The sequence below is a fragment of the Cellvibrio fibrivorans genome (assembly GCF_031457055.1).
In the GTDB taxonomy this organism is placed as follows: domain Bacteria; phylum Pseudomonadota; class Gammaproteobacteria; order Pseudomonadales; family Cellvibrionaceae; genus Cellvibrio; species Cellvibrio fibrivorans.
Map to the genome: position 1 here is coordinate 87,976 of NZ_JAVDVX010000009.1, position 19,204 is coordinate 107,179.

19 protein-coding genes are annotated in these 19,204 nt (G+C 47.2%); 4 read left to right on the forward strand and 15 right to left on the reverse strand.

Annotated elements, in window-relative coordinates:
* Positions 1–20 precede the first annotated feature (20 nt).
* Complete coding sequence (locus J2X05_RS19730) at positions 21–386, forward strand: hypothetical protein (protein WP_310075853.1); 366 nt, start codon at positions 21–23, stop codon at positions 384–386.
* Positions 387–876: 490 nt separating this feature from the next.
* Here the strand turns inward: J2X05_RS19730 and J2X05_RS19735 are convergent, their stop codons facing one another.
* The 3 genes from J2X05_RS19735 to J2X05_RS19745 all read right to left on the reverse strand — a co-directional run bounded on the left by J2X05_RS19735 (position 877) and on the right by J2X05_RS19745 (position 4,239).
* Positions 877–1,851 (reverse strand): alpha-E domain-containing protein, encoded by a 975-nt coding sequence (locus J2X05_RS19735; protein WP_310075856.1) that lies wholly within the window; start codon positions 1,849–1,851, stop codon positions 877–879.
* 3 nt (positions 1,852–1,854) lie between these two features.
* On the reverse strand, positions 1,855–3,300 hold the full coding sequence (locus tag J2X05_RS19740) for a circularly permuted type 2 ATP-grasp protein (protein ID WP_310075980.1): 1,446 nt from the start codon (positions 3,298–3,300) through the stop codon (positions 1,855–1,857).
* 315 nt (positions 3,301–3,615) lie between these two features.
* Positions 3,616–4,239 (reverse strand): 2OG-Fe(II) oxygenase, encoded by a 624-nt coding sequence (locus J2X05_RS19745; RefSeq protein ID WP_310075859.1) that lies wholly within the window; start codon positions 4,237–4,239, stop codon positions 3,616–3,618.
* A 109-nt stretch (positions 4,240–4,348) separates the two neighbouring features.
* Here J2X05_RS19745 and hemN point away from each other — a divergent pair, with 109 nt between their 5' ends.
* Positions 4,349–5,752, forward strand: coding sequence for an oxygen-independent coproporphyrinogen III oxidase (gene hemN, locus J2X05_RS19750; protein WP_310075861.1), 1,404 nt, complete (start codon positions 4,349–4,351; stop codon positions 5,750–5,752).
* Between the two features lie 82 nt (positions 5,753–5,834).
* Here hemN and J2X05_RS19755 read toward each other — a convergent pair whose 3' ends face one another.
* The 3 genes from J2X05_RS19755 to J2X05_RS19765 all read right to left on the reverse strand — a co-directional run bounded on the left by J2X05_RS19755 (position 5,835) and on the right by J2X05_RS19765 (position 9,329).
* Positions 5,835–6,764: an ROK family protein gene (locus J2X05_RS19755; protein WP_310075864.1), complete on the reverse strand. Its 930-nt coding sequence runs from the start codon at positions 6,762–6,764 to the stop codon at positions 5,835–5,837.
* A 351-nt stretch (positions 6,765–7,115) separates the two neighbouring features.
* Positions 7,116–8,093, reverse strand: coding sequence for a family 43 glycosylhydrolase (locus J2X05_RS19760; protein ID WP_310075866.1), 978 nt, complete (start codon positions 8,091–8,093; stop codon positions 7,116–7,118).
* Positions 8,094–8,129: 36 nt separating this feature from the next.
* Complete coding sequence (locus J2X05_RS19765) at positions 8,130–9,329, reverse strand: ROK family transcriptional regulator (protein WP_310075870.1); 1,200 nt, start codon at positions 9,327–9,329, stop codon at positions 8,130–8,132.
* A gap of 195 nt (positions 9,330–9,524) precedes the next feature.
* Between J2X05_RS19765 and J2X05_RS19770 the strand changes: the two genes are divergently transcribed.
* Complete coding sequence (locus J2X05_RS19770; protein ID WP_310075873.1) at positions 9,525–10,763, forward strand: MFS transporter; 1,239 nt, start codon at positions 9,525–9,527, stop codon at positions 10,761–10,763.
* Here J2X05_RS19770 and J2X05_RS19775 read toward each other — a convergent pair.
* From J2X05_RS19775 to J2X05_RS19795, 5 genes are all read right to left on the reverse strand, one after another.
* Positions 10,740–11,558: a class I SAM-dependent methyltransferase gene (locus tag J2X05_RS19775; protein ID WP_310075876.1), complete on the reverse strand. Its 819-nt coding sequence runs from the start codon at positions 11,556–11,558 to the stop codon at positions 10,740–10,742. The two genes, J2X05_RS19770 and J2X05_RS19775, sit on opposite strands and share 24 nt — an antisense overlap.
* A gap of 75 nt (positions 11,559–11,633) precedes the next feature.
* Positions 11,634–12,287: an energy transducer TonB gene (locus J2X05_RS19780; RefSeq protein ID WP_310075879.1), complete on the reverse strand. Its 654-nt coding sequence runs from the start codon at positions 12,285–12,287 to the stop codon at positions 11,634–11,636.
* A gap of 104 nt (positions 12,288–12,391) precedes the next feature.
* Positions 12,392–13,981: a TonB family protein gene (locus J2X05_RS19785; protein ID WP_310075881.1), complete on the reverse strand. Its 1,590-nt coding sequence runs from the start codon at positions 13,979–13,981 to the stop codon at positions 12,392–12,394.
* A gap of 16 nt (positions 13,982–13,997) precedes the next feature.
* Positions 13,998–14,417, reverse strand: coding sequence for a BlaI/MecI/CopY family transcriptional regulator (locus J2X05_RS19790; RefSeq protein ID WP_310075882.1), 420 nt, complete (start codon positions 14,415–14,417; stop codon positions 13,998–14,000).
* A 195-nt stretch (positions 14,418–14,612) separates the two neighbouring features.
* Complete coding sequence (locus tag J2X05_RS19795; RefSeq protein ID WP_310075884.1) at positions 14,613–15,266, reverse strand: YiaD family glycine zipper/OmpA-like lipoprotein; 654 nt, start codon at positions 15,264–15,266, stop codon at positions 14,613–14,615.
* 193 nt (positions 15,267–15,459) lie between these two features.
* Between J2X05_RS19795 and J2X05_RS19800 the strand changes: the two genes are divergently transcribed.
* A complete protein-coding gene (locus J2X05_RS19800) occupies positions 15,460–15,981 on the forward strand; it encodes a leucine-rich repeat domain-containing protein (protein ID WP_310075887.1) in 522 nt (173 codons plus the stop codon).
* Between the two features lie 24 nt (positions 15,982–16,005).
* On the opposite strand, the gene J2X05_RS19805 is transcribed toward J2X05_RS19800, so the two are convergent.
* From J2X05_RS19805 to J2X05_RS19820, 4 genes are all read right to left on the reverse strand, one after another.
* The gene (locus J2X05_RS19805) at positions 16,006–16,281 is read right to left on the reverse strand and encodes a PilZ domain-containing protein (RefSeq protein ID WP_310075891.1); all 276 of its coding nucleotides are present in this window, start codon (positions 16,279–16,281) and stop codon (positions 16,006–16,008) included.
* 137 nt (positions 16,282–16,418) lie between these two features.
* The gene (purC, locus tag J2X05_RS19810) at positions 16,419–17,129 is read right to left on the reverse strand and encodes a phosphoribosylaminoimidazolesuccinocarboxamide synthase (protein WP_310075894.1); all 711 of its coding nucleotides are present in this window, start codon (positions 17,127–17,129) and stop codon (positions 16,419–16,421) included.
* Between the two features lie 64 nt (positions 17,130–17,193).
* Positions 17,194–17,964, reverse strand: coding sequence for an MBL fold metallo-hydrolase (locus J2X05_RS19815; protein WP_310075897.1), 771 nt, complete (start codon positions 17,962–17,964; stop codon positions 17,194–17,196).
* Entirely contained in the window at positions 17,964–19,178 is a 1,215-nt protein-coding gene (locus tag J2X05_RS19820; protein ID WP_310075899.1) for an NlpB/DapX family lipoprotein, read from the reverse strand. Before J2X05_RS19820 ends, J2X05_RS19815 begins: the two co-directional genes overlap by 1 nt.
* Positions 19,179–19,204: the final 26 nt, after the last annotated feature.

Genomic DNA, 19,204 nt, shown 5'->3' on the forward strand with positions numbered 1-19,204 from the left:
AAACATTGCTCCAATTAATCGTGAAACGATTATTAACACTATCGGCTTCGAGCGTTGCAGTTGCTGGTTGTGCTGGAACGGGTTGCGCAAGAGAGCTGGAAGAACTTGACTTTGGTGTGGAAGAGCTGGGTTTTGAACTGGATGAACTTGATTTTACCGGCGTACTACTTGCAGCGGGAACGGGAATATTTACCGGCAAATATGACGAAAACCGACTGCAGTTATTGCTATTAGGGCCATTACATGCTCTTATCGAATACCAAATATTATTGCCTGTTATACTTGGTTTAAAACTATTTACCCCTGCTGCAAATGTATATAGTCTCGCATCGACATCTTCAGAAAGCTCGTATCTCGTGACATCTGCTGATGGTGTACTCCAATGAATGGTTACAACACCATTTGTTGTACTACTCCAAATACTCGGTATTGGCGGAACAGTTTGAGCGTAGGAATTAAAACCAAAGAAATAAAATATGATTAAAATATATTTTATAATTGTGAATTTTTGGAAAATTTGTCTATGAGAGTTAATCATTAACTTACTAGCTCCTTAGCAGGCATGTACTGAAAATCACAGCAGAAGTCGGTTATCGCTCAAGCATATAAAGCTTAAAAATTCATTATGTTTAGATTGCTTCTACACAAAAAGCATGAGACAAATTCTTATAAATTAAAAATCCATCCATACAAAAAACGGCGCCAATTTATAGGAAGTGCAATAATTAGGCAAATAACTTTTTTTCAAAAGCTGGTTGGTTTATTGTTATAACGATTCAAACAGCTTAACACTCTGAATGTGAGGACAAAAAAAGACCCGCTGGGCGGGTCAGAGGTCTCAGAGAGACAACACGCAAGACAAATTAATAAAAGGGTTTATGCAGACTTTTGCTCCTGGGATTGCGCCATGACTACCGGCAGGAACCAGGTTTCGGCGATTTTGAAATGGAGGTTGCCGATTTCCAACTGCAACTCATCGATATATTCATGCAGGCCGGACTTTAATAACTCATCCAGATCCGCCTCATCCAATTTGTGCTGAATATTGACGATAGAAGCCAACACTTTTTCGCTGTTTGGTAATGCCCACAAGCACTGCTCCAATTGTTTTAAGCAGTGTGCAACGGCGCGCGGGAAATCTTCGTTTTGTAATAAGAAAGTCACTACTGCATTGGCGTTGACACGGTCGCGCACATGTTGGCGATACATTTGGTAAGCACTCAACGAGCGCAGTACGCTCATCCACAAAATATTGTCGTAGGGTTCCAATACTTCCGTACCGCCCGCCGATAAGTGCGGCAAGAGATTGACCAAGCCCGCATCCACAATGCGCGTACTCATATCGGCACGTTCAAGATTGCGGCCAATACGAATTAAATCGTAGGCGTTATTGTGGCTCATACAACCAGCAAGCAAACCGGTAAACTGCTGCACACTGCTGATCACGTGGAGCAAAATAATGCTACGGTCGCGGCGCGAGGTGACTTTGTCGGCGCGGTCGCGGATGTAGTGATACAAATCGTTAATTAATTCCCAGGCTTCCATCGGCATGGTCTCACGGGTGATGCGGGAATTTTCGCGCGCAAAACTGAGTGAGTTAATTAAGGATGCCGGATTCTTTTTGTCCGCCAGAATAAAGTTAACAACGGTTTTTTCGTCGGCGAGTTGAGTATCGCACTCAAAGTAACTGCCGGTACCGCTGATATCGATCAGCGAACCCCAACCGACGCGAACACCGGCGGGCAGATCCAACAATAAATTTGAATTCACATTCACAAGGCGCGCAATATTTTCGCTGCGCTCCATATAGCGGCCTAACCAATAAATTCGTTCAGCTACGCGTGATAACATGGTTTAGTCCTCCACCACAATCCAGGTATCTTTACTGCCACCACCTTGCGATGAATTCACCACATAGGAGCCCTTGCGCATAGCAACACGCGTCAACCCACCGGGCGTTACGCAGTGATCTTTACCCTGCAACACAAAAGGACGCAAATCAATATGGCGCGGCTCGGCATTACCGTTAGTGAGAATCGGTGCGGTCGATAACGAAATTAACGGCTGCGCCATGTAATTGCGCGGATCAGCTTTAATGCGCAGCGCAAATTCGTCCAATTCTTTTTTGCTCGCCTGCGGGCCGATAATCATGCCGTAGCCTCCGGATTCGTTAGCTGGTTTTACGACAAGTTTGTCGAGATTAGCGAGTACATAGTCGCACTGCTTTTTATCCACACACAAATAACTTGGCACATTCGGCAGGATTGGCTCTTCACCTAAATAGTATTTGATCATTGCCGGTACAAAGGTATAAATCACTTTGTCATCGGCCACACCGGCACCCGGCGCGTTGGCGAGTGCGACGTTTCCTTTTAACCAGGCGCGCATCAAGCCGCGCACACCGAGTACTGAATCCGGATTAAACATATCCGGGTCCAAAAATAAATCGTCGATGCGGCGATAAATAACATCAACACGCTTTAATCCATCAATGCTGCGCATATACACGCAGTCATCGCTGTCCACTACCAAATCACTACCCTCAACCAATTCCACACCCATTTGTTGCGCGAGATAGGAATGCTCGAAATACGCAGAGTTATAAATACCGGGAGTGAGCACGACTATTTCAGGGCGATCCGCTTTGCGTGGTGATAATGATGCGAGCGTATCAAACAATTGGTTGGGGTAATCGGTAACCGGGACAATGTTGTGGTTTTCAAATAATTCAGGGAATACACGCTTGGTCACTTTACGGTTTTCCAGCATGTAGGAAACACCGGAAGGCACACGCAAATTATCTTCCAATACAAAAAATTCGCCTTTGTCATCGCGAATTAAATCGCTGCCGCAAATATGCGACCAGACACCGTAAGCCGGTTTCATGCCAATACATTCTTTGCGGAAATTCACTGAATCTTCAAACAAATAGGCAGGCACTACTTTGTCTTTGATAATTTTTCGGTCGTTGTAAATATCGTTAATAAATAAATTCAGTGCCGTTAAACGCTGGATTAAGCCGCGCTCGGTTTTTTGCCACTCACGCTGCGGAATAATGCGCGGAATAATATCGAACGGCCATTCACGATCAATGTTGCCTGCGTCGCTGTAAACCGTGAACGAGATGCCCATGGTTTTAATGGCTAATTCTGCAGAAAGTTTTCGGTCTTGAAGTTCTTGCCCGGACAAGGAGGCGAGATATTGGGCGAGATGTCGTGTTTCTGGGCGGGGTTGGCCTGGCGCGCTGATCAATTCATCGTAGAAGTGGCCAGAATGATAATTCTGCCAATCTATTTTCATTTCACTCATGGTGACTTCCTTCAGCATCGCGGCCTCACTTTGATATGCATTCTTAGCATTGTTATAGCGCCTGCTGAAAACGCATCCCTGGTTTCCATTTCTCCCGTCCCAGAAGAATTTCAGCAAGCTACATCCAACTACTTGCAAATTCGTTGCCAACAGCCGCGATTCTTTTGCCGGCAACAACGCTCACAGGCGAACGCCATGTGTATTGGCTCCCTCAAGCGCTGGCGGGTACTGTTATGGTGATACAGACCGCCACCGTGAAGGCATTTTCCTCAGATAAAAGAGAGTTTTGACAATTTCGCAGACTATCTACATGGCCTTGATGCGAAACCACCCTGCGATGCTCTGCCGGAACTGTTTGGCGGGCAACACTTCGTGTGGGAAATCCTCACTCAAAAAAATCACCAGCCTGCCACATTGTGGTGCAAGACGAATCAATTCATTCTCACCCGCTTCATCATAGAGCACCAATTCGCCGCCAGCCATTAAATCCCAATCAGGGTTCAAATATAAAACGGTGGAAAGTTTGCGCCCCGGCTGCCCTCTGAAGGCGTCGCGGTGTTTTTGGTAAAAGGCACCCGGGGCATAAACAGCATAGTGGCTCTCGTAATCAAACAGTCCGAGAAATAACCGCTGGTTGATCCCCAACCTCAGTTTATCCATCCATGATAAAAATTCTGTGACAGCAGGATCGCCCGGCTCGAGCCATTGAATAGCGTCGCCGCGAATATCCAGATTGCGCTGGTAATCGCCCTGACGCCCAACGCCAGCCGGCGCCAGTGCCGCTTGCTGTGCGCGCAAATGTTCAATCAAGCCTTGAATCAGGGATGCGGGCAGCGGCTGGTCGAGAACCATAAAGCCCGGCCCCGTAAGAGCGTCTGCTATTTGATCCAGCAGGAGTTCTGAAGGGTATGCGCTTGTTGTGTCCATCATAAAAAACCACAGGCTATCAACGAGCCGCCATTATAGGCTTGATCCACATCAATTCAGCGCGGCGCGCAAATTTTTACCATAGGCAGACACACCAAGAGGAAGCCCGCCTATGTCAGCATTCACACAACAGATTGAATGGGATAATAACCTGATCAACCGCTATGACTTGGCCGGACCCCGTTATACATCCTACCCTACTGCCCCGCAATTTCAGGAGTCGTTTACTGAGACCACGCTACTCCATGCAATCACCCGCAGCAATCAAGCGCAGCGCCCTTTGTCACTCTATTTTCACATTCCGTTTTGCGACAGCCTTTGTTATTACTGCGGCTGCAATAAAATTGTGGCCAACAACAAAAGCCGTTCACTACCTTACATCCACCGCATGATTCAGGAACTTTCGCTCTATGCGGATTTATTTGACAACCGCCGTCAGGTAAAACAATTGCATTGGGGTGGTGGCACGCCCACGTTTATTAGCGATGACGAAATGTCGCTGCTAATGCATGCGACGCGCCGACTATTTCGCTTGGCTGATGATTCCGAGGGTGAGTTTTCGATTGAAATTCACCCGGGGCGGGTCAGCATAGATACAATGAAGCATTTGCGTGACTTGGGTTTTAATCGCGTGAGCATGGGCGTGCAGGATTTTGATCCACGCGTGCAGAAAGCGGTAAATCGCTACAACACATTTGAGCAAGTTAGCGAATTAATGCAAGGGTTGCGCGCGCAACATTATCAATCGGTGAGCATGGATTTCATTTACGGCCTGCCACTGCAAACCCTTTCCAGTATTAAAGAGACACTGACAAAAATTATCGATTTAAATCCGGATCGCTTGTCGCTTTTTAATTACGCGCATATGCCCCATCTTTTTAAAAGCCAAATGCTTATCAGCGATAAGGAACTACCCAGCGCAGCTGAAAAATTGGATATTTTACACTTTGCGATTCAAACGTTGGAAGCGGCGGGCTATATCTACATCGGCATGGATCACTTTGCCAAACCGGAAGATGAACTGGTGCGCGCACAGCAAGCAAGAAAATTACAGCGCAATTTCCAGGGCTATTCTACTCATAAAGACTGCGATCTAATTGCAGTGGGCGCTTCCTCCATCAGCATGATTGACAACATCTACGTTCAAAATGCGAAAGATCTCAATGCCTATCAACAAAAACTGGATTTGGGATTACTGCCCATCGCACGCGGTTTTACCTTGAATGATGAAGATCAGCTGCGGCGTTTTGTTATCAACAGTTTGATTTGCCACTTACGGTTGGATTTTGCCGAACTGGAGCAGGCATTTACCATCAGCCCCAGAGAGTATTTCGCCGCAGAAATTGCGCAGCTTGCGCCAATGATTGAAGATGGTTTAGTCACAGTTGATAATAGCGGTATTCGCGTGCACAACAAAGGACGCTTGTTAATTCGCCGTGTTTGCATGGTGTTTGATGAATATTTGCAGAAGCCAGTGCAGAGCGGTAATCAGGTCCGTTATTCTAAAATCATTTGAAAAAAGCCCGCCGGAAACCGGCGGACGAAATCTGGCGAGTTTTTGCCAGATGCTTGCGGAAAAATAAAAACTGTTTGAAATCTTATCTTTTAGAAGGCTCTTCTGCGAGCTGCGATAAGGCCAGCGCTGCAATGCCCAAAATAGCGGCCATACCATTCAAGTTAGTTTTCACTATGTAGCTCTCAGTTTGCTCTAGAACGGCGGCGGGACCATAGCCATTGAGGCACACCAAAAAGTATTCGCGGATCATCTGTAACAATTGCGGCTGCTCCATCACACCGCCACCCAAAATAATTTTTTGTGGTGCCAATAACTGCGTCAGATTGGCACACATCAGCGCGAGATATTGCGCCTCTAGCAGCCAGGCAGGATGATCCGTTTTCAAAAATTTTCCGGATACTCCCCAGCGCGATTCAATCGATTTTCCGGATGCCAAGCCTTCAAGACAGCCCAAATGAAACGGACAGCAACCCGCATAGTTATCCATTAGCTGATCACGCGGCATCAACATGTGACCCACTTCTGGATGTCTTATGCCATGCACCAGCTCGTTGTTAACTACTATGCCCGCACCGATTCCCGTGCCCACGGTGACATAAATAAAATCGCTCAGGTCGCGTGCCGAGCCCGCTACTTTTTCACCCCAGGCCGCACCATTAACATCGGTATCAAAAGTAATGGGAACATTTAACTCGCGCGCAAAATAGCCGCACATATCGGTGTTTGACCAACCAGGTTTGGGCGTATTGGTGATGTATCCATAAGTCGGAGAATCTGCCATCAAATCGACCGGACCAAAACTTGCAATACCCATCGCAATCAACTGCGCATCGTGCGCCGCAACACTCTGACGAAAAAAATCGCGCACAGCGGCAAGAGTATGTGCAGGTGTTGTAGTCTCAAATGCGGCCTGCGCAATCAGATTGAGTTCGGTATCAAGCAATGCGCAATTGAATTTTGTCCCGCCCGCTTCAAGTGCAGCAATTACATTGGCGTTGGATGGGCTTTGCATAAAAATTCCACCAGCAACTACCCCCAAATCATCAGGGGCAGATGAGTTAATCAAAGAATAAAAAGAGCCGGGAAAATTCCCCGGCGATAAGCACTGCTAGAACGTAGAACGCAATGTCTTTCCGATGCTAGCGATTAATTGTTTTGCTATCTAATCGCTCAGGCTCAACTAATTAAATCACTGTGAATTAATAATATCAAGAAGATTAATTGATCTTTTTTTCATCCTATTGTGGCTCCATAGATCTTTTAGGATTAAGAAGAGTGGTCACAAAGTGCGTAAAGCAGCAAAAAGCCCCTCTCGGGGGCTTTTCGACGGTGACGCTGCTACTCGGGAGAACAGTGAGGTGCGTTAATCTGCGAGGGACAAGCTGCCATCATCAGCCTGACGGACAGGAATGGGGTCGATAATTACTCCCTGAAACACGCCCTGATCATCATTACCCAGAAACGCCATGAAGTACCAGTTGGCGTCCGGCCCTTGAATAATACGGCCAGCATAAAGGCCATCCTGCTCAGGGCGAGTGAGGAACCCATTGCCAATGACGCCATACGGCCCCATGGGTTGGGCAGATGAAAAATATTTAACGCCGGTTTGCGGCACAACACCTTGCTGCGCTTTGTGCGCGGCCGAGTGGAATCGGGTGGAGACAGAGCAAAATAAATAATAGCGCTCACCGATTTTTTGTATTTGCGGCACCTCCATTTCACCAAACCAACCGGGCGCTAAAAAGGCATCGCCCACTTGCCAATCAATTAAATTGGCGGAACTTGCGTAGCCGATCGCACCGCGCCCATCCGGTTCACCGCGATTGACACGGCAGGTTACCAGCATATGGTAGAGCGGATCGCCCGCCGAATTTTTATCGACAATTATCCAGGGATCACGCCAGGAGGCATCGTGCCAATACTCCAGTTTTAGCCCGTCATACCAGCGTTCATCCAATTCCACGATGGGATTCTTATCGTGTTTTATCCAATGAATTAAATCGGCAGAGCGCGCCAGGCAGACACGCTGCACCAAACCTTTTTCAGCGCGCTTGGTGCCAGTGTAAAACATCAACCACTCGTCGCCATGGCGAATAACACTCCCCGTCCAGGTAGTGAAAGAATCAACTGCATTATCATCGCCACTCGTAGGTGCTATAGCATCAGGCAGAATTGTCCAGTTTTTTAAATCACGGGAGCAAGCGTGCCCAACCGACACATTCCAATGGCGCAAATCCGGATTTACCAGCGATTTATTCGCCTGCAGATAAAACAAATGATAGTCATCACCATCAACTGCAAACCAAAAATCCCATACCCACTTGTCAGTTAACTGCAGCATAGAGCCTCAAATCCCCTTACGGGTTAACGTAAAAATTTAATCGCCGGATAACATCACATTTTTATCAGGCGAAAAGTTCGCATAAAACGGCAATATCGCACCGCCAATGGCGCGCGCATCCTGCCCGATACTTCCGATTAACACCTGCGGAGCCAGCACACCAGTGGGTGTTAATAAATTGACTCGCTCTGCCAACTTATCCACCAGAACCTGCACCAGATCACGCGGTAAATTCGCATCCAAAACAATCGCTTCCAAATCCAACACGCCGGTGGCAGAAAAAATAACGAACGAGAAAGCATCAATCGCATCCTCAATCCATTCATCTAATGCGGCCTGTGCAGCGGGCAACAGTGAAGATAACTGGGAGATATTATTAATCGGAAATCCGCGCGCATTCAGATGGCGGCGCAATGCATAAATCGATACACGATTAGCAAGAGTTTCAAAGGGCCCCGTAACCGGTGGCACTGTATCCAGCGCCGACGGGGTTACCGGCATGGACGCCAGAGCGCCTGCGTTGCCATGTACGCCGGATTCAAGTTCGCCATGCAAAATCACACCGCCACCTACAAAAGTGCCGATAAAAATATACAAAAAATTATTGATGCTATTCCCACAACCTAATTTTAATTCTGCCGCAGCAGCGGCAGAGCAATCATTCTCCACAAATACCGGAAGATGAATTTTCCCTACCAATTGTTCACGCGGATTAAACGCATTCCACCGCTGGGCGAGCTCATCATCCATATTTAACTCTCGCTGCCAAGCGCCCATAAACCAGGGCATCGCCAAACCTACACCCACAATACGCGGCTGCAACGCCGGCGCTAAACTGCCCTGCAAATAATTCACGCCCTGGACCACTTTATCGATCAAAAAATCCGGATCAGGTAACGTAAATTCGTGGGCGACTTTACTCATTACATTGCCGCAAAAATCCATCAGCAAAATTTGGATATCGTTGCGCCCAGCATTAACGCCAATTGAAAATGCGCCTTTAGGATTTAACGCATACATTGTGGACGGCTGGCCTAACCCACGTTGCACTTTGCCACGCTGCACAACCAAATCGGCCTGCTCCAGGTCGTCAATAATACGTGTCACTGCCTGAGGCGTGAGGTTGGCAAGCTTCGCTAGCTCAAATTTGGAGGCCAAGCCAAGGCGGCGCAGCTCACTGATGAGCACCCGCTCGTTATAGCGACGCAATCCACTGGAATTACTACCTTTACTCATGAAACCCTCTGATTTTGCCTCACCCAAACGGTACGGGAAGCGTAAATTGCTGCCTGACAGTTGACTTAATTAAACCACTGTGAATAAATAAGTCAACCGGTTTTCGTGATCCTAATCATTTGAGCGCCAAAATGAAATAGGGATCTGCCGGTACTAACGGGTTTCATAACAACAATTTCCCCCGAGGGTAGCACCATGTCCAATGTGCACGAGACTCACAACCTGCGGCTGATCCGTTGGTTAACCTTTTTAATGTTCACCATGTTTGCCATGACCACGGATGCGGTCGGCGTCATCATTCCGGAAATTATCAAAGATTTCGGGCTGAGCCTCACGCAGGCCAGCGCTTTTCACTACGCCCCCATGATCGCCATCGCGTTTAGTGGTATCGCATTTGGTTTTCTCGCGGACAAACTCGGGCGTAAATACACCATTCTGACCGGCCTTGGAATTTTTGCTGTCGCTTGTTTTTTATTTTCATTAGGCAAGCAGTTTGAATTTTTCATCGCGCTCTTGTTGATATCGGGATGCGCAATTGGGATTTTTAAAACCGGTGCGTTGGCATTGATTGGTGATATCTCGGAAAACACCCATGAACACACTCGCACCATGAATACCGTGGAAGGTTTTTTCGGAGTGGGCGCGATTATCGGCCCTGCACTTGTCGCCTATTTATTAGCGGCGCAAGTGTCCTGGACCTATTTGTATTTGGTTGCTGGCGGTATTTGTGTGTTGCTGATGTTAATTGCCAGTCGTGTGCAATATCCACACACTCAGGTAAATGAATCTACCGAAAAAATTAATGTACGACGCACACTGACGATGTTGCGCAACCCCTACGCGACAGGCTTCTCACTCATGATCGCACTCTATGTTGCCACCGAAGTTGCTATATATGTTTGGATGCCGACTTTCTTGAAAGACTACAACGGCGATTGGCAATGGCTCGCTACTTATGCGCTCACCATTTTTTTTGTTTTGCGTGCGGGAGGGCGTTTTCTGGGCGCCTGGATTTTATTGCACTGTGAATGGTCATTAGTGATGGCCATCTTCAGCGTTGCGATTTTTTTATGTTTTCTTGGCAGCGCAATCGGAGGCCCCGAACTGGCAGTGTTTCTATTTCCCTTGTCCGGCTTGTTTATGTCAATGATTTATCCAACGCTCAATTCAAAAGGCATCAGCTGCTTTGATAAACATGAACACGGTTCTGTTGCTGGTGTTATTTTATTTTTTACTGCCGTTGCTGCAGCGCTTGGCCCATTATTGATGGGCTTAACTGGCGATCTATTGGGTCATGTCAAATATGGTTTTTATTTAGCAACTGGATTTTCAGCATTACTGTGTATCGCACTCTGTTACAACCTGCTCTACAACCCCGCAGAAGCGAGATTGAACCGCGCACAGCTATCATCAACTGACGAGATGGTCAGGTAATTTTTTTACCGTGTAAATATCAAACCGGCTGGACTTACCTTCCAGCTGATAAGAGGGAACTTGACCATTGAGGAAGGGCGCTTTGCGAGGACGCTTAACAACCACGCGATAATGGACATGCGCAAGCGCCAGAGGCAAGAGCGCGTCGGCATCTTCATCTTTACCAACAATTGAATGGAAGGCTGCCATTTCTTTTTTGACATCAGCCGTTTTTTGTCGCTCGGGAAACATAGGGTCCAGATAAATAACATCGGGAAACTCTTCTGCGGTGAGCGATTCCAAATAAGTGCGACTATCCTGCGAGCGCAATTGCATCCGCTGAATCACTTGAAGCAATTCAGCATCTTGTTCGCGAGCAAAAATTTGCGCGCGCAGCAAACCATCTTGCAATAACAGATGCACAAGCGGCGAACGCTCAATCATGGTGAGCTGACAACCCAGGGTTGCGAGCACAAAACTGTCTTTGCCCATGCCTGCCGTCGCATCCAATACTCGCGGATAAACACCGGCCTTAACACCAACCGCCTTGGCAATCATCTGACCTTTGCCACCACCGAACTTACGCCTGTGATCTACAGCGCCCTCAGTAAATTCGACCAGAATCGGCCCTGGTGCTTTACGCCCGGTTTGTTGCAATGCAATATCAGCCGGGGAAAACATCACCACAAAGCCATAATCGACAACACTTTCCGGAGCCTGATCGTTTAACAAAGGCAATTGTAAACGGGCAGCAAGCTGCTCTGCTTGTGCAAAGCGCTCCGGATCATTACAAAGAACAGCAAGAATATCGGGCATAAAAAATACTGGGCAAAAATAGATGTAGCATTATCTATTCGTTACCCAGTGCTAGCAATCTTTTGTTATCTGGTTTTATTTTTCCATGGTGAAGCGAATGCGGTCTTTCACATCAACGGTTCTCACCGCAACACCATCAACTTCATTGGGTTTGTATTTCCAACCTTTCACCGCTTTAATCACACTTTTATTAAACACAGCAGAAGGCACGTAGCCAATAATGCGAATGTCATCGGTAGCGCCTGATTCAGTAACATCAAACATCACATCCACATAACCTTCAACACCTTTACTGGCTGCAGCAACCGGATATTGCGGTGCAATTTTAATAAACGGAACCATTTGGCCACCCATGCCAAAAGCACCTTTAATCGGCGGTTTGACAATATCAACGGGGCCACCAAAATGCATACCATCACCATCAATACTCACTTCCGGCGGATCAAACCGATTTACCGGTGGAGGTGATTGTTGTTCTACCGGGCGAGCGGGCGGCTCATCTTCTCTTGTCACTATGGGTGGTGGTGTATCCATAATAAATTGAGGAATTGGCGCAACGGGATCATCGTCTAAGACCGGATAGTCATTGTGTATTAAATAATGCATCGCATAGAGCAATGACATAGTCATTAATAATGCCGCGGGAATCGCACTCATCGTGCGCACGGCAGGTGACCCGCCATTGGTATCGACATAATTGTTTTTATCGGAAACGATTAATTTATTCATAGCGAATTCCTCAAATAACATTTTCCAGGCAATAAGGGACCCCGCCCGGTAGAGGGCCATTTACAACAGGGATTTAACGCGTGAAACTTAGAGAGAGACGAGATTTATCGTCGGTGTTTATCGATGACAACTTTTTGTGGATTGGTGGAGAGAGTGAAGCGGAATAATTCAGTAACACCCTGCACAACTACCGGTTCACCATTTAATAATTGTGGGCGGTAGCGCGATTTTTTTAATGCAGTTAACACTGCCCGGTCAAATATGGGCGAGGGCGAATGGCCAATAATGGTCGGCTGTATGATGGCGCCATTCGTATCTATCGTAAATTCCACTTGCACCCATCCTTCTATGCCCTTATGCAAAGCGGCAGTGGGATATTCAGGTGTTGCCATTTCAATCGGCAAAAAACCTTCAACACGAATATCGGGAACTAGTTGTATGTTTTCATTGAGGAAATTATTTGTGTCTTGCAGCGCCGCCAGTTGTTTGAGTTCACCGGCAGTCGGTTTGTTAACCTCTATACTCAGGGCTTCAACACCCACAGGTAAATCAAGGTGTGATGGCTGCGTATAAGCGGCTGGTTTTAATTGTTGTAATAATTCCCAACTGAATTGTTCGGTACGCGGCGCACTTTGAGCTGGCGCAGGCGTATTTGGCTGATGGAATTCGATGTGTAAAAACTGGATTTTTTGACTGCGCCATTGTTGCTGCAACGGCATCAATTGCACACCCGCAACTAACACCAATAAAAATCCACCGCAGATTAACCAGTATTGTGCCGCTTCCATTGGTACAGATTGATGCGGGCGCTGTTGGTCCAATATCGCCATAATACGCTGACCAATTGGCGATTGACCGCGCATTTGCAAACCCTGATTTGCGTGTTTATGACTCGTTTCGCTACTGGCAATTGCTAACAAATTTTGCGCATAGGTTACTTGTTTATTGTGCAATTTATAAATGTAATCATCGCATGCCAACTCTGCTTGCTGATAAATTTTTTGCGCCATCCACCACAGCGGCAGCAAAAACCAAAAGCAGGCGCAGGTAATTTTTACTAACAAGGTAGTCAACCAATCCCAACGGGCGATATGGCCTAGCTCATGGATAAGTACACTGAGTTGCTTATCTTGATCCCACAACAATGCGTCGTGCGGCAGCATGATTACCGGGCGCAATAAACCCCAGGTTTGCGGTGACGACATTGAGCGCGAACTGACAAGATCAATCTTGCGAGAGACATCTACCAATTCACGCAATTCATCCAGCTGAGAGATTAACCCGGGGGAACTCACCTTCTGTGCGCGACAGGTTTGCAATGCAAGCCCAATAATTCCAAGCAATAAGTAAAATAATAGCCACGTAGTAACCAGTAGATATATTCCAGCTACCATCAGGAAGTTTTTCTGGTTGATATGATTCTGTAACCAGATGTTAATTTCTTCAAACCAACTGACGGGAACTAGCATAATGTTTGCCAGCGATGGAAATCTCGCCCATTCAATGTGAGGCAATGCTCCCGCGCAGAATGGCAACAATAGAATACTGACAACCCCCAGACTTAATACGAAGTGTTGCAAAGCAGCTGATTTTTTACGCAACAATATCCAGAGCACACTCATCACCAACAAGATCATTAGTGGTTTGAGCAAACCGGTAACAATCACACTGATAAAAATAGACGAGCTCATCATACCGCCTCGATTGTTATTATTTCTGTCTCGCTGAAGCGTCAGCTTGTGCTGCCTCATCGATTGCCTGCTGCAACTGATTTATTTCTTCTGCACTCAGCTTTTCTTTATTCATTCCCAATAATGCATTCACTGCTGCAGCAGTTGATCCGCCAAAAAATGTTTTGAGCATTTTTTGCAGTGCAGAAGTTCGCGCCTCTTCCTGTGCTACTACCGGAAAATAAATATAGCGCGGGCCGTCTTCGCGAAAATCGACGATCTTTTTTTCCACCAATTTTGCAAGCAAGGCGCGCACAGCTGAATAGCCAGGCGCATCGGGAATAGCTGCACGCACATCCTGAGCCGATAACTCACCAGCCTCAAACAAGGCATCCATAATTTGCCGCTCACGTCGGCTGAGTTGCGCAGCAGCAGTTTTATCCACATCATTCAAAGTCATACGCTTTACCTACATCAAATTTACTTCAATGCTGTTTTTTTAGCATCATGCTAATAATTTAGCACCAGCCTCACTTTCGTCAAGCGTTAAATGCTAAAAAAATAGCACATGAGCTCAAATCTTTGATTTTTAATATTTTTTTCAATAAAAAAGCCGCTGCGGTAAACCGAGCGGCTTTCGTGAACACGAGAATACTTATTCGTTAGGCACTAGCTCCAATTCTACGCGACGGTTTGCTTCACGCCCGGCCGCTGTATCGTTGCTGGCCACCGGGTAGCGCGAGCCGTAACCATACGACTGGATACGTGCACTGCTAACCTTCTGGCTGCGCAGGTACATAGCAACACTATCGGCGCGGCGCTCACTGAGCGGTTGATTGATAGAATCGCTGCCGGTAGAGTCAGTATGTCCACTCACTTTGATTGAGGTTTGGTTAAACTCAGCCAAAACCTTGGCAACTGAATTTAGCACATCGAAAAAATCTGAGCGGATGTCGGCATTACCCGTGCTGAAAGTGATATTACCTGGCATCACCAGATACAGGTTATTACCTTCACGTCTCACCTGCACACCAGTGCCCTGCAACTCCTGGCGCAACTTGGCCTCTTGACGGTCCATATAGTTACCTGCGCCACCGCCGATTACACCACCCAGTACAGCACCTTTTAATGCGCGGTCGCGGCGATCTTTTTTATCGTCGCCCGTCGCTGCGCCCAGGACGGCACCCGCAATTGCACCTATACCTGCGCCTTTAGCGGTCTTACTGGTTTTTTGTTCGCCAGTATAGGGATCGGTTGTGGTACAACCAACAATGGCAAATGACAACAAAATAGCGAGGATATATTTCATACTAAGACTCTCCAATAAAACAAAAAAACGAGGGATAACGAAATAAACATGTTGTGTGGTGATTGTTGAATAGCGGAACTGAATAAATACTGAATTCTATGATTGCTGCCGAACAGATATCTGATTACAGTGAATGCATTATTCGCATGAATTATGCGAGACAATTTTCCGCCCCAACCTAGGGAAACTCCATATGCACAGTAAATCTTTGTTACTTTTTTGTGGGCTAGTCACCAGTTTATTGACTGCTGGGTGTAAAAATTATTCCGTAAGCGTCAACGAAAATATTGTCTACACGCCGCCATCGATATTTAAGGATTATCAAATCACCGATGCAAAATTGCGCGACTGCGTGGAGCAAACTATTTACGATTTGCATATTACCAGCGCGGAGGATTTAACACGGCTGAACTGCAGTAATGCAGGTATTAAATCCCTTGCTGGATTGGATAAATTTTTTGCGTTAAAAGAACTTAATTTGGCGGACAATCAAATAGCGGATATTAGCGAAATCGAGCAATTAGGACGCTTGGAAAGATTGGTGCTGACAAATAATATCATTAAAAATCCTGCACCACTTTTACACTTGTTGCACCTGGCACAATTGCATCTTGCCAAGAACCCGCTGATGACATGTAAAGATTTAAAACAATTGCAACAAAACCTGAACAATCAAAAACTGGATTTTATACCACCAGAACAGTGCATCAACTAACGTGAATTGACCTCGGGGCGCTGATTACACTGCGCCCCGCACAAACATTAACCCAATAGTGTTACGCAACTGGTGCACCACTCGCATACGCACAGGCTCTGCATTAATCGCGCCTACTGCTTTTTTAAATTTGACTGAAACTTCTGTGCCTACAGGTGGGCATACCTGATTTTCAATTTGCACCTGTGCACCACCGTCAGAAATATCCCGGGCAAAACCGATAATCGTACCGAAACTCGGGTGGGACATTTCAACACGCACCGAGGTGGAGGTGCGCTCAAACACGCGGCGTTCGTTCACTATAGATTCCCCATGATTTTAGTAGCCATTTTTGGCTCTGCCAGAGATGTATTGCTTGAGTATAGATACTAATTGTTAAAATTCACCTGCAATAAAAAAGGGGCCTAAGCCCCTCTCTGCCTGCGCAGGGCACTTTATTAGAAAGTTAACCCGAGGCGCTGACCGACCATTTCGTAAGACTCAACAACATTGCCGAGGTTTTGACGGAAACGGTCTTTATCCAATTTCTCACGGGTGTCTTTATCCCACAAACGGCATCCATCTGGTGAGAACTCGTCCCCAAGAATCACTTCGCCTTTATGCAGACCAAATTCCACTTTGAAATCCACCAGCAACATATTGCCTGAGGCAAACAAATCCTTAAGTATCGCATTGATTTTGAAGGTCAATTCTTTCATGCGCGCCAACTGCTCGGGCGTTGCCCAACCGAACGATTGCACGTGCGATTCATTGACCATCGGATCGCCAAGCGCATCGTTTTTCAAGAAGAGTTCAAAGGTGGGTGGATTCAATTCAATGCCTTCCTGCACACCCAGGCGACGCACTAGTGAACCAGCTGCAAGGTTGCGCACTACGCACTCAACGGGAATCATCTGCATGGTTTTTACCAATACTTCGGTGTCCGACAGCAACTTCACAAAGTGTGTGGGGATGCCTGCTTCCTGCAATTTGGTCATGATGAACGCATTGAATTTGTTGTTTACCATGCCTTTGCGATCAAGTTGCTCGATACGCTTGCCGTCAAAAGCGGATGTATCATTGCGGAATAACATAATTACATGATCAGGGTCATCAGTTTTGTAGATGGATTTGGCTTTGCCAGCGTAGAGTTGTTCGCGCTTTTCCATTGATAGGCCTGCTATTCAAAAGTATGTATTGAAAAATAAAAAAACAGAAAGTAAAAAACGGTATTTAAGAAACCGACAACCAGTCAAATCCCTGGTTTTGACACGCAAAAGTCACCTGCTTGACCTCCGCCGTGACGGGTGCCAAAGCAGCTTGTGCCAACTCCAGAGAATTATTTTGTTGGCTGATATGCGCCACTACTAAATGCTGCAACCTTGCGCAGTTAAGGCGCTGTAAAAATCCTGCCGCCTGTTGGTTGCTCAAATGCCCCCACAACCCTCCTACCCGCTGCTTCAACGAAGGGGGATAGGAGCCTGATGCGAGCATTGCCGGATCGTGGTTTGCCTCCAGCACCATGGCATCAAGATCTTGGTAATGGGCCTCAACATGGGCGGTGATGCTACCCAGATCAGTCAATATCCCCAACCGTAACCCCGCAAATTCAAACACAAACTGGGTTGGCTCACGCGCGTCATGGGGTACTGCCACTGGTGTAACGTGCAAATCATTCAACACAAACGGAGTATAGGCTTCTATCAAGCGCAGATCCGGCAATTCACCCAGATTGCGGCTGTGATAGGTACCCGGGGTCATGTACACCGGCAGATCATAGCGTCTGGCCAGAGTGGCAACTCCTTTGATGTGATCTGCATGCTCATGGGTGACCAGTATGGCCATCAGATCTTCAGCGCGCTTGCCCAAGCGCTCAAGCCGCTGGTTGGCTTCCTTGACACTAAATCCACAATCAATCAGAAGGGTACCAGCGCTCCACTCCACCAAGGTAGAGTTGCCGCGGCTACCGCTACCGAGTGATGCAAAGCGCAACGGAGCCAGCACTAGATCAGATTTCTCCGCAATATAGTCAGTAACTCACGCGCTTCGTGTGGGGTTAAACGCTTGCCATAAGGATCGCGAACACGCACAACAAAGTTACCCTCAGTACCCGTCACGACAATCAGGTAACCGGGCGCATCAGGCAATACTTTTTCTTCATCACGATCCGAGCGCGGCGCTTTTTCAAACGCATCACCTGTCAACATATTGGTTTTGACTTGCGCCAGAGTATAAGGTGATGTTGGCGGCTTGGGATTCAAACCTATACGGAAAGTACGTTTGAACCAACCCGGCTTGGCTTCTTCAGGATCTATGTAGTGCACGTAGAAAAGGCCAGCATCGGCATCTGCATCAAACGTCGTAAAACCATCGCGCTTGGCGGCGTATGTCAGGGTCGCAAATGCCCGCTGGCGATCCAGCTTGATTGTCATGATCGGCTCGCTGCGGGATACCCCCAAATTGGCTTTTACCGCGCCACCAATTGCCTGGGCCAACAGAGAAGTACCACCCTCAGCCGTTTCACTCGCCAGCGTTGCCGCCAACTCGTCGAGCATCCACTTTTCACGCTCGGCATTCACCGAGCGTCGCGGCCAGCCCATATCAGGTGCTGGCTTTTCCGCAACGGGAACACTCATGTGGGTAATATGAATTTCAGTGGTTTCCGGTTGCACACCTTGGTCGATCTGCAGGCGATAGCGATCGTAGGTTGTTAAATCCGTTTTGAATTGCAACCAGCTGGTTTCGATGATGCCCTTGCCGATATCAGCTTTGCTTACCGCCAGGGTATTCACATTGAGGAAGTTGCGGATACGCGGCCAGACTTCACCCGGCGCTGCATTCAATAGAATCCAGCTCTCACTGCCAACGCGCTGGATCTTGACATTTTCCTGCTCCAGATTTGCCGACAAAGGCATAGGGCGCGGAATTTCATAATCATCGGCGGTTGGGTCGTAACCAAAGTCAGTCGCGGTAATCGGCGGGATAGGATAAAGCTCGCCCATGGTTTCCGATTTTTTACCCGCCGGTAATACCAACGGGGGAATATTGTCGGCCTTAACGTAATCGCCTGCGCGATTGCGGAATACACCCTCATCGCCAAAAAACATGCCGCAGCCAGAAAGGGAAACCGTCAAGCTGGCAACCATTAACGCCAAAAGCGGGCGCTTGATCGACAATAGAGAAGTTGTTGTTATGGTCATTGCTTTAATTGAACTCATGAATCATCTCGTCGACAACCTGCAAG